This is a genomic window from Stieleria magnilauensis (assembly GCA_007753675.1).
In the GTDB taxonomy this organism is placed as follows: Bacteria; Planctomycetota; Planctomycetia; order Pirellulales; family Pirellulaceae; genus Stieleria; species Stieleria magnilauensis.
On the sequence record CP036432.1, the window covers coordinates 1,736,818 to 1,749,853 of the forward strand.

Genomic DNA, 13,036 nt, shown 5'->3' on the forward strand with positions numbered 1-13,036 from the left:
CTACATTTCGTCCAACAACGCCTCCAGCGCCTCGTCAAACGCTTCCGGTTCGGCGGCTTGCTGGCGGGCGACCTCGTTGATCACGCGGAGCGCGTCCCTGGGGGTGATGAACCCGTCGCCGTTGACGTCGTAGAACGGTGGCGGACCGACGGTGTCGGTGATTTCAAACAGCTTGTTGGTCGAGCGATGGTAGACCGAGGCACGGGCCAATTCGTTCAACACCACCAACGCGTCCAGCGGCGACACGGACTTCACACCGTTTGTGATTTTGTCATCGACGTCAAACGGGTTGATCGGATTCTGCCAACCGTTGCTTGCTTCCAACAGGATGTTGCTGACCTGGACCTGGCTGTTGTCCTCCCCGAACCCGACCAGATCGAACATCAACGTCGCGACTTCACCGCTCGCTTCGGGCGGCAGGCTGATGACGACATCGATCGGCTTGGTCAAGTCACCGATTCGGCCGCTGCGACGAACCCCTTCGACGGTCACGCCGTCGGCAAAGTACACCGTCCCATTTGCCTGAATCGATAGCAACGCATCCCCGCCGGACAGTTTCCCCATTTCGCCCATCCACGACGTCGCCCCCACCGAATCCAACAGCGCGACCTCAAACACCTCCGGCGGATGCACAGCATTGCCATCGGCCACTCCGCCGACATCCATCGAGATCCCCGTCAGCGTAAACGAAATCGTATTGACCCCATTGGGAACGACAAACGTCTGCGACAGATCGCTGAGCATGCCGACGTCTTCGCTGAGGGTCACTGCGTTTTCGGCGACGGTAATGTCACCGATCGATTGCCAGGACGAACTTGCAAGAGGCTGAAGACCGACGTTCGGCATTGACTGCAGCGCCGACTCGATTTGATTTGTCAAAGTCACAAATCCGGTATGAGATGCGACGTGTTGTTCGACGTGCAGAAACGCTGGTGTGCTCTCAACATCCTTCAGCGAGGACGCAGATTCGCCATACTTAAGCAGACTGGAAAACACGTCAATGTCGACATCGGTCAACGACTTTCGTTGACCGATTGGGAGCGTCGCCGACATAAGTGAATCACCGTGGGCTTGCGGCGATAGCTCATTGCCATTTGGTGCGAGAAGGTAACTGCCCTGATTACCGACGAACACAAAACCGTTCTCATCAACCTCCAGCATGTCGTTGAAGGTTGTGTAGATCGATCCAAAGCCGAACGCGTGTCCGAGCTCATGCGAGATGACGGTGGTGAGATCATAGCGGGCATTGGACGGATCGGACATCAGATGGCCGTCGATAAACTCGGCATCGTCGCCGGGTGTTTCATCGATGAACCAACCGTGACCATCGGCATCTCGATCCAGCGCGATCTCAAACGACTGCGGATCCGTGTCGCTTTCGGGAAGCCAGAGACCGCGGCCAAGTTGACCGGAAGGTAGATCCTCCCAGATGAAGCGGATCCCGGAAAATGTGGTCTCGATCACCTCCTCGGGGAATACTCGCTCAAATCGCTCAGCAACCGTGCGGGCGTAGGCGGTCAGCCACTCGATTGTGTCGACGCTGAATGCGGTTGGAATCGCTACGGTCGGAGTAACGTTCCCCTGTGGCCCCTGCTCGCTCAACAGAAAGACGGAGCTTCCAAACTGAACTTCTGGGCCGAACAGTGTGTTTGGCGCTCCGAGCGTTGGGCCGCCATATTTGAAGGGCGCGGGACCAAACAAGACATCGGGATTTCCAATCACTGGACCACGATAATTCGGGGCGGCCGGCCCGAACAGTACCGCTCCTGGCCCGTTGTAGGACGTAGAGATGTTCCAGGCGGTGACATCGATTTGGGGACCGTTCATCGGTGGATGCACGGCGCGTTGCAAGTCCTCAAACGCTTGCGTGCCGAATGCCGGCGGCTTTTCGAATTTCGGGTTGAATACCGGACGCCCGTCACCGGAGAACTTGATGATTGGCGCAAAGGGATCGTAGTTTCCTTTGACGACCGCTTTCGAATCGACTAGTTCAATATGCGCATGCCAGGGGCCGGCTTCATCAGCGAATCCCTTGATCGTTCTACCGTGAAACCCGACCGGATTCGGATCGATGCGTATCCCCAGCGTATAGCCGGTGTCGCGGCCGAACCGGTCTCGGATCGCTTTCGTCAAAACATTGGTCGGGCCAAATGCGGATGCGGGACTACTCGGATCAGCCTGTGTGAGCGAATAGCCACGCTTCCGGAACATGGAGATTGCGGATTCGGGGGTGATACCAGGCAATGTATGGAAGCCAGCGACTTGCTGGATTTCGTTCTGAATCGCCAACGCTCTCATATTTGCCGCGGTATTCCCGCTACCGAATGATTCCGGCACGGAGATGGGAGTTGGCGATGTACTGGGCCTCCCTGCGCTGTCCACACCTACTCGCGGGGCACCCAGTGCGGGGGCACCAGCAGAAGGAGCCCCCGGCGATTTAATACCTTGAGTGCTGGCCCTTCGGTTGGCCGAGTACTGCATTGCTCGCTTCGCTGACTCGAACGCCTTGAGGCTCGGTACGACGGCGTTGTTACCACGCTGCAACTGACCCACAAATTCGTCAATCAACTCAAACTGAAGCCCTTTTTGGTGCGAATTGCGGATCGCGATGAACTCATTGCCCTTGTACCGAACCCGATCGATCGCAGTCACCGCGTGCCCACTTTTTGCGATCACCACTGGTTTCCGAGACATCAATGCTGATCGGAGATCGTCAGCATTGCGTATTCCAATCGTCGCCGCATCAGAAAGCCCAGCTTTCCGCATAGCATTCTGAATAAACTCCAACTGAGCAAAAGCGCCGGTGAGCGTCTTGCCGCCGACGACAACGCGATTCAAATGCTGGTAAGCCTGAGCTCTACCAGCCCGAAGAATGCCGAGAAGTTCGGATGCAAGCCCTGGGATGGGGAAGCTTGATACACCTGACAATGCAATTTGTGCAGTAGCAATCTGTGCCGAATCGTTGGTGAATTTAATTAATGACCCCTTGAGGTCATTGGCGGAGTCCCCGAGTGTATACGGCTTTGCAGACGAACGATTGGAGTTTCCATTCACCGCAGCACATAGAGCTTGGTTTGCACAGTTGGGAATGGAACCCTGAGTTGAAACATCGTCAGCGTGTTTTCGAACCTTGGTGCGCGAGCTATACAATTCGTTTGTCAGGAACTTACCGCGTTGGTTTTCGTACGCACTCTTGACGCCCTTAACCCAAAGGTCAGCGTCCATGAAGTGCACCTTATCCAACGCGACTTCGCCATAAATCTTTCTGAACGAATCCTTAACGACCTCATAACTCCACTTATAGCCCGGTTTTCTGTCACCCGCCTTAAATGCCGTGACTCCCTCTCGCTGGATAATATCATCAGCCAGCTTTCTGGTTGCGTCGTCGAACCAATTGCTTTTCCCATTGTTTCCGAGAGCGGGTTGCGAATTCGCCCCCAATGAATCGTCAATCGAATTGAGCAACGCATCCGGCCCCGGTCCGGGCTCGGCAGCAGGCCGACCAGAAACGGCCTCTTTCGCCAACGGTTCAGGTCGATTGACTTTTTGCCTGGAAACATTGGTTGACGTATTGCCTTTTACTTCCGTCGCATTGGACACAGGCGGCTTCGCGCGAGGATTTGTTCTGAGCGCTCGTAACCCCGGTTTGACCGGACCGATTGACATTCCGATTCCCACGACACCCGCCGCAATCTTTCGCGGGTCGCGAGACTCATAACCGCGACGAATGTCATTCGCTCCCGTCGCGATACCGAACGCGCTTCCGGCCAGGGCAAATCCGCCGATTGCACCAGCAGGGTTGAAACCGGTCGCAACAAACCCGATTCCGGCCCCGACAACGCTTGCACCTAATCCGAGTGCAAAAGGTGCTAAATCGGACAGATTCGCTTCACCATGGAAATAGCTCTCCCAATAGCTTCCGAAGGTGTAGTAGTCAAAGTTTCCGGCCTGGCTTCCCTCGCCGTAGTAATCCAGAAAAAAGCCGGTGATTCCGATGATGAACGGATCGAAGACCAACCCGACAAATTCAGTAACCACCGAAACTGCTGCCTCAGGCAAGTAAACGAAAGCTTGCGCAAACAGCATCGCATCGTTTACGATGAAATCTCTGCTGCCGCTGTACGGATTTGCCCACGGATGTGGCTGTTGATCGACCGCCAATCCGGTCGGGTCCGACATCGTCACTGGATTATTTAACGCGTACCGGTACCCGTTGATGTCACCATCGATCGGCCCCAAAGGATCATCACTAATGAAACGACCGGAGACCGGGTCCATGTACCGGGCTCGCACGTAGTAAAGCCCTGTCTGCTCATCGTACTCGCGACCGGCCAGGAGGAACCGGACTGAATGCTGCGAGTCGGTCTGTTCGAGGATTCGGCCGAAACTGTCGAGCGTTATGTGATTCGCCAGGCTACCATTATCGAACGCCACATCTCGGATCGTCATTGACTGATCCGGCAATAGCCACAAGACCTTTCCGTTCGTGTCGTCAACTGCCAATACTTGGTCAACCTGGGGCCCGAACAGATTCACCGCGTCCAGCGATACGTTTCCGCCATCAAAGGAACCGTACTCCAAGACGATGTTGATTCCCTCGTAGACAAACCATTGATCCTGGACGCCTGCCTCAGTTGAGGTCCGGTCGGTCCGGATCCTGATCCGTCGATCTAAGGCATCGTATTCAAATTCGGTGATCTGTCCAGGAGAACCGTCACCGGAAAACTCTCGGATCTGAACAAGCCGATTCCGGTGGTCGTAGTCGAGCATTGTACGCGCGCCGCCATCCACCGCTATGCGCTCGATCAGATTTCCCTCGGCATCGTAACTGTAGGTGAACCTGCCATCAGCCAACAGGCGACTGTGGTCTCCAAACTCGAGCACAAATCCCGCTACCGATTCTCGTTGCCCGTCCGCTCCATAAATGTAGGTCTCATTGGACGCAACATTGCTGGAGTAGGATACCGACTCAAGTTGACCGGAGTCGTCGTAGGAAAGTGTTTGCGAGTCGTAGGAATCCGATCGGTCTGTCAAACGCCCCGCCGTATCGAATGAGAAGGTGTACTGATTCAGCGTCCCGTTGCCGGAATGCGTCAGCGACCGCAGATAGCCACGAACATCGTACGCGTGTGTCGAAACCACCGGAGTAGCTCCCGGACTGCTAGACGAACGCGTCACGGACGAGGTCGCATCGAGACCGGACGCATATTCCCATAAGACGTTCTTGTTGGTCACTGCGTCGCCCGACTGGGTGACTCGCGATATCCGCCCCAGAGGATCGTTGTACTCGAAGTCGTGACGTACGACGGTTTCGGTTCCCACCAGAAACTCGCTGAAATGTTTGCGTCCCAAATCATCGTAGTCCACCGATAGCTCGATCTCGCCTTGCCCCGGTACAAACGATGTGGTTTCGCCCGCCACGCGCCGGAATCCATCGGCTGAGTAGGTTCGCCGGACATCGTTGTCGCCGGACCGGGCCAGGCTTAACTTTCCATCTTGCGTGTAGTCAAAGTGCAGCGTGTGGACAAGGCCCCCATCGCCATCCAACCACCGCTCTTCAATTGGTTGATTGTAGGTATTGAAATCCCGCTGAATGACTCGCCCCAGCCGATCTATTTGCTGCACGGCATTTCCCATTGGGTCATACGCGCGGATGCGGTCTCCGAAGACCGTGGATTCCTTCCAGGGACGCCCGTCAATATCGCGTTCGTAGCTGGTCGTCGCGCCGGCCCCATCCGCGATCGATTCGATGAAGTTTGAATCGCCATAGGAATAGGTTGTTGTTGATCCGTCCGCCCCGGTACGAGTACGTAATCTGCCCAGGGTGTCGTACGTCATGACAGTCGGTGCTGCCAGCCCCGGTTCGAGCACGGAAAGAACATTGCCTTCCGCGTCATGCGTGAATTGCGTCACGTTGTCGTCACCGTCTTTCTGCTGCAGCAAGTGGCCACGATCGTCATACTCATATCGCGTGATCACAGAACCGATTGACTGCGTCTCCAGCAGCCCTCGTTCGTTGTAAGTGTAGCTTCTGGGAACGCCGCCCAGATTAGCACGCTCTAGAACGCGTCCGAGAGCGTCGTACTGTGTCCGCTGAACGAGTACATTGTCCCCGCTGCGTTGTTCAACAAAGTCACCCAACGTATTGGTCCCGTAGGTCCAAGCGAACGTCTCCGGATTGGATGAATCCGCCCCCACCTCGCGCGTCGTGATCCGATCGATGGCGTCAAAGGTCTGTCGCGTGGTGTAGCCGGTAGCGTCGACCTGTTCACGAAGCCTTCCAGCCGTGTCGTACAAGAAAGTCTCGGTCACGGGCGTCAGTGTGCCACCCACCGTGGCCAAATACGACTGCGACTTCAAAAAGTCCATCGCATCGTACTCGTAGTCGATTCGATAATCATCACCGCCGGCCGGAATTTCATAGTCCAATTGCCCGGTCGGAGTGTATCGCCACTGATGCACTGCCGCATCAAACCCCTGCGTGTTAATCCCGGGGATTTCGGGAGTTCCCGTTGGCTTGTGCTCTTCGATCAGCCTGCCCAAGTTGTCGTGCACATACCGCGCGGTGAAAAACTCGCCCCGAGGATCAACGACCGATTCTAAACGTCCGAGCACGTCATACGTCATCCTAGTGACCCGCTCGTGCTCGCTTCCGGCAGCCTCCTTCACTTCAAGCGGTAATCCGAAGGCATCGACTTTCGTTTCGGTAACCAATCCACGACGATCTTGTGTGCGGATGACATTACCGACCTCATCGTAAGTCGTTTCCTGAAATGTTCCGAGCGGGTCGATCGACTTCACTAGTCGCCCCATGGCGTCGAACTCGCTCTGCCCGATCAGCGTTCCGTTGATGGTCGTCTGGACGACGGCATCTCCCTGCAGGTATTCGATGACCTCAATGTTGCCAACCGCATCCTCGGTTCTGGTCAAGCGGTCGAGATCGTCGTATTGATACCGCGTCGTGCCCAGGGGATCGGTGATCACCGCTCGATTGTCGAATCGGTCATAGTCCAACACCGTCACTCGGCCGAGGGGATCTGTACTTTTCACGAGACGACCGCGGCCGTCGTAGACATTTTCAGTCACGTCAGTCGGTCCGGTCAGGGCGTGCATCCGCAGCAGATTCCCTTCCGCGTCATATTCGAAGCTCTCGGTTCGGCCTCCTGGGCGATCGTCGCTGGGATAGGTGATCGTCGATAAATTGTTTTGCAGATCAAACGTCTGCGTGTGGGCAAACGATTCGCCCCGCGCGTCAATGACTTTCACGGGGTTGCCGACGATGTCAAATTCAAACCGCTCGATGTTTCGCAAGACTTCGTCAACTGTTCCACCGGCTCGATCAATCTTGACCGTGTTCCCCTGTGCATCGACGGTGAACAGCGTGGCAAATCTCTCCCCTCGCGGATCCACCAATTTGATCAAGTTCCCGTCACCATCGTACTCATATACCGTTGTGATTCGATCGCCGGGTAACTCAACGCTACCCGTCGGTTCGTCAACTTCTCGGACACGGTTCGCGCCATCATAGGTAGTCGACACGTTGTAATACGCGCCGCGCGGATCGAGTGTCTCAATGACGTTGCCGACGGCATCACGTAGATAGCCCGTCACGTTCCCTTCAGGATCTGTTTGGGAGTTAACGTATCCCAGAGCATCGTAAGTGATCTCGATCTTGTTAGGATTCCCCTGCTTGTCCACCAAGGGGCCGAGCGCCTGAGTGAGGTTTTCCTGCGCATCGTAACGCCGCTCAATCACGTGAGTTCCAACGCGTTCGAATCGAAGCTGATTGCGTTGATCGTACTCGTACCGGGTGGTCCGATCTGGTCCGAATTCGCCACCCGGCTCTCGCATCAATTTGAGATTGCCTGCATCATCGTATTCGTATTCGGTGCGGTAGCCCGCCGCATCGATCTGGAAGTTCAGCGAATTGCGGCCGTTGTAGTCAAGTATCGTGACAAATGGATCCCCCGATTCGCTAACACGCGGGTGAGTGATCATGATCGGATTGCCGGCGTCATCGTAATCCGTTATCGTGACCGCGTCGGGTCCGGGCTGAGCGAGAGTACCGGTGGGTTCGATCCGCTTGGTCTGGCGCCCCGCGGCATCATATTCGTAGCGAATATCATACTCTTCTCCGCGATTGTCCCCCGACCGAATCAAGTTTCCGGCCAGGTCGTATTCGGAGTGGAACTCTGCGACAGGCCCCGGATCTGCCTCCGTCCCGGTCGGCTCTTGAAGGAGTACCAATCGGTTTCCGGCATCGACCGTCATGCGACTTGTGTAAAAGTTGCCTCGCGGGTTGGTAAGCGACGTCAGATTGCCTACTTCGTCGTAACCCCGCGTTTCGACTAGCGTTTCAGCACCATAGACCAAATGCTGCGTTGACTCAGTGAGTCGATAATGGCTGTCGTAGTCGTAAACGATTTTGTACTCCGCACCACGACCATCCGCGTGTTCCAGCAAATTGCCAATCACGTCGTAACGGTAGGTCTCCACTACCGTTTCTTCGCCGCCAGCGCCGGCTTGTCGCTCCACACGTAGAACATGATTCAGTCCGTCGTAAGTGTACTTTGACTCGAAACCGCGTTTGTCAATGATCGTTCGGGGATTCCCGACAGCGTCGAAGTCTTGCCACCGTCGAATGTAGCCCTCCGCGTCGGTGGTTGATTCCATCCAACCCATCGCGTTGTAGGTATTTATGGTCGTGTGTGTTCCGGCGTCGGCATCGGCGGTACACGTAGAGAGACCAGCGCCCGGACCGATTTCCCGGATGACGTTGCCGACCGCATCGAGGTCCCAGCAAGTCGCCCCAACACCCGGCTCGCGCATCCCGATCTCTCTATCCAGTAAATCAAAGTAGTACTCCGTCGTATACTCTGGGTCACCATGGGAATTGCCGCGTGGGTCAGTCACCGCGATCTGATTCCCGACCTCATCGTACGAAAAGTAGGTGACGTGACCGAGCGGGTTCTTTAACGTCTCCAAGCGTGAGTCGGCGTCATACTTGTATTCTGTTTTCCAGTCAGGATTACGCGGATCACTTTCCGATTTTAGATTTCCAATCGCGTCGTAATCGTATTCGATCTCGTACGGCTTTGGATCGTCGGGCGTCCCGGACGGCCCCCGCTTTAGCCGCACCTGCCCAACCAAATCAACGTCGTAGGTGGTCGTGTAAAAATCGCCACGGGCATCGGTGAATGAGCGAAGATCGCCCATTGTGTCGTACTCAAGTTTCCGGACAAAGCTCAACCCGTCGTCACCTGTCGTCGTGATCGAGCTAATTTGGTGGAGAGCGTCATACGCAAAGACCGTCTCAAGCCCCAGCGGGTCGACCTCCGTTGTCATTCGCCCCGCTGCGTCGTAATCAGACGTTCGCTTCGCTCGTTCAGGCCTACCCGCAACCGTCGTATGCGAACGCGTGCGATTGAGACGATCAAATGTCACTTCGGTTCGGTATTCCTCGCCCCGCGGGTCGATGATTCGGATCGGATTACCAACGAGGTCATACTCGTATTTGTTCAGCTGACCGAGTGCATCGGTCATCGTTTTGATACGGCCATCGGCAAAATGCGTCCAACGAGTACGCCGCTCGAGTCCTTCCTCCCCATAGATCTCTTCCAGATTCTTGTAGTTGAAATTAGCGTCATATCCCATCACCAGAACTCTGCCTTCGGGCTCCTCCATCCGTATGAGATTCCCGACGGGATCGTACGTCATCGTGGTCGTTGTCAACTCATCGCCGTAGGTTGCCGACCGTGGGGAAATGACCTCGGTCACGTTGCCCGTCCCATCGTACTCGTAGCGTGTCACATGCCCCATCGGCGTGGTGATCTTCGTTTGCCGGTTTGCGGCATCGTATTCATAGCGAGTAAGAAACGCTTCGTCGTCGCGACCGGAACCGCGGGCATCGACCACACCAATGATGTTCCCGACTCCGTCAAAGATCGTATGCGTCACCCGATTCTCCGCGTCGGTCTTGGTGAGCACAGCGTCGAGCGTCCCGTAAACGAAGGAGGTGACACCGCCTCGCGCATCAAGAATTTCCCTGATCGTTCCGTCACCGTTGTATTCGTACCGTGTCTCAGCAATTCCCGCCTGAGTCCTAGTCTTGATCCGGTTGCGGGCATCGTGCGTGAAATCCGTTCGGAATTCGCTTTGAGTTCCGGCAGCGATGATCTCGGCGGTTCGGTTCGACGCCGCATCGTAATATTGTTTGTGCGAAGCCAGTTCCGGGTCGACCATCAAGGCAACCTGATCGAACAGGTTGTAATCATAGGTCGTTACTTGATTGCCACCATTTGTGTTATTTAGTTTGGTCTGCTTGATGACACGATCAGCAAGGTCGTACTCGAACAGTGTCGTATTTTGGCTTCCGGCACCGGGCCCCGCGATCTTTTTGACCCGCCCGATCTGATCGGGTGTGTAGGTGATCGCGGAACCGTCGGGCAATCGAGTCGCTGTTCGATGATGATTCGTATTGTATTTGTGCTGAGTTGCACGACCGAGTTCGTCGTATTCACGAATCAGCAACCCATGCTCGTTGAACACCCTGGCGGTCCAGAAACCACGCGGGTCGCGTTCCAATTGGTATTCGTAATTCACGCCGGTTGCAATCGGGTAGATGCCGACCGCATCCTGCGGCTCGTAGGCGTAAACCGTTTCGAGATCCAGAATCCCGGCAGCGTCCACTCGCTCTGCGGGACGGTCAAGAACATCGTACTCAAATGTTGTCAGGTGACTGTTGTAATCGTCAATGCTTCGCAGATTCCCCTCGGCGTCGTAGCGTCGGGTTTCGGTGTAGGACTTCCCGTCGAGAGGTTCGTCGTAACGGGTTTCGACCAACCGACTCATCACGTCGTAGCTGTAGCTGACGATGTCGCCGGCAGCATCGGTGATCTTTGTGATATCCCCCGTCTCGTCGGAGTACGAGTTCGTGCGCACGCCGTCCGCGTAGGTAATGGTGTCCAATCGACCGAGATTGTCATAGGCGAAGAAGATCTTGTTCCCTTTTCCGTCAGTCGTTGATTCGACAAGCCCGCCTGCGCCAAAGCTGAATTGATTCATGACGCTTGCGGGACTGCCTTCGGGAGGACTTGGATCAACGATTGTCTCGCTCGTTGCGTTGCCGTTGTCATCAAGCACATAGGTGAACGTGCGATCGACGGCATCCTTAAAGAACTCGAGCTGATTCGCTTTTTCGTAGTTATAGCGATACTCTTGAACGGCCCTCGGTCCGGTGAGGCCCTCCGGAAATCGAGTGATTTTGACGACATTATCAAAGATATCTCGTTCGTAGCAGGTAACGTTGCCGCCTGGGGAAATCTCGGCAATCACCACGCCGTTGTCCGCTGCTCGAAGCATCTGGCGATCGATCTCGCCCTCGCGACGGGTTCGAACAAGCGACCCAAATCCATCCATGGAAAACTCATGGACGCGACCGTCAAAGTCGGTGTACATGGCATCGGCCAGATACTGCGTACCCAAACCCTCACTCGGATCAGGATCGGTGACACCGCACCACATCGTCACTTGATCGATCGGACGAATAATCGAATCGGTGTTGGAAAGCTCGGTCAGTTCCGGAGCGTCTTCGATCAGCCGGAAATCCTTCGGCAATTCGGCGCCCAGAATCTGTGCCGGCGTCAGCGAGAACTCGCGGTCGTTCAATCCAGTACCGCTACGAATACGACCAAACGTGTCATAGCTGTACGTTTCTCGAAACGGCCCTGTGGTTTCGCCCGGGCCGTCTGGATCACCATTTCCACGTTTGTGGATCTGCGCGGTGAGCAGATTTTCGAACGGCCGCTCGGACGGATCGTCGAATGCGATGCGGGGTTTATATTCGAATGACCGGATCGTTCCATCGGGATCGATGATTTTCACCAGTCGATTCTCTTGGTATTCAAACCGAGTCCTGCGGCCAGCCGGGTCAACGATTTCCGAAACATGATCGCCGGCGTATCGGAATAGCGTTTCCAGTCCGACCGGATCAGTCATTTTCACGAGCTGTTCGCCGTCGAACTCGAACGTCGTGGTGTTTCCGTTTCGATCTTTCGTGGTTTCGAGTCGTCCTTCCTCGTCATACGTCTCGACCGTTCCGTTGAGCTTCCTTCGTGTGAAGGTCCCGTCTTCCAATTGACGCAACTCGGAATGGTCGGGCACCAACGGTGTGTAAGGTTGACCTTGCTCCTGCGGACTCAGGAAAATCTGTTCTGTTCCGCCACCGTCGACCAGCAGTACGCCGTCCGGTCCCGGGAACAACTGCATCCAGCCTTCCAATCCCCATCCTGCACCGAACGGACTTTCAATTCCATTGACCACCGCCAATGGTTCAGTCTGAGCGATCGACGTTCCCAATTGATATCCGTCGCTGACGCGTCTGAGAATGGACGCGTCGATCTTCAAATTGTAGAGCCCAGTCGGCGCGTCGGTGAAATCGATCGGGATCCCTGCTCCATAGCCATTTCCCTCGGTCGGCGGAGGGATTCGGAAGAGCGCTTCACCACCGGTTAGCCCCGATGCGACAAGTTCCTCGGAAACCTCCAAGTCGACTCCAGCCGGACGGATACGAATATCACCGCCGATCGCCGTCAATCCGACGCTCAACAAATCCTCTTCCCTGGCGTCGACAGAATCCAAATTGCTGATCTGAAAATACTGCAACGTTCGCGGTTCGGCTCTCAGCGAATCGTAGCGCAATCGAAGGGCGCGATCCTCGCCCTGCGAGTGATAGGGAACAAGCACATGACCTTCGTGCAGCGTTCCGGTGTGGACTTCCGCCTGGGCAAATTTCCCCGCTTCGACCGTAAGTGATTCGCCTGGGAACGCCTGCAAGTTGGGACGGTTGCCGTAGGGCGTGGGCGACAGTTGAATCAGCTTCCCTTCAATCTTTGGCTGCACCGAAACACCTCGCGGCAGAGCATCGACACGGAGCGGTGCAAAATCATTCGGGTCGGATCCATCGGGGCCGATTTGTGGAACGCCATAGCCCACGGTCCGCCGGCCTTCGATCTCCGTATCGAAGTACCGATAGTCC

The 13,036-nt window shown here is 55.7% G+C and carries 1 protein-coding gene (cut by a window edge); it reads right to left on the reverse strand.

The genetic code is table 11. From position 1 onward, the window contains the following. Positions 1-13,036, reverse strand: partial view of a CARDB domain-containing protein gene (locus TBK1r_RS06405; protein WP_145208249.1) — the 3' end only. The gene runs 23,846 nt beyond the window's last position; only the last 13,036 of its 36,882 coding nucleotides appear in the window; its start codon lies beyond the right edge, outside the window; it ends in the stop codon at positions 1-3.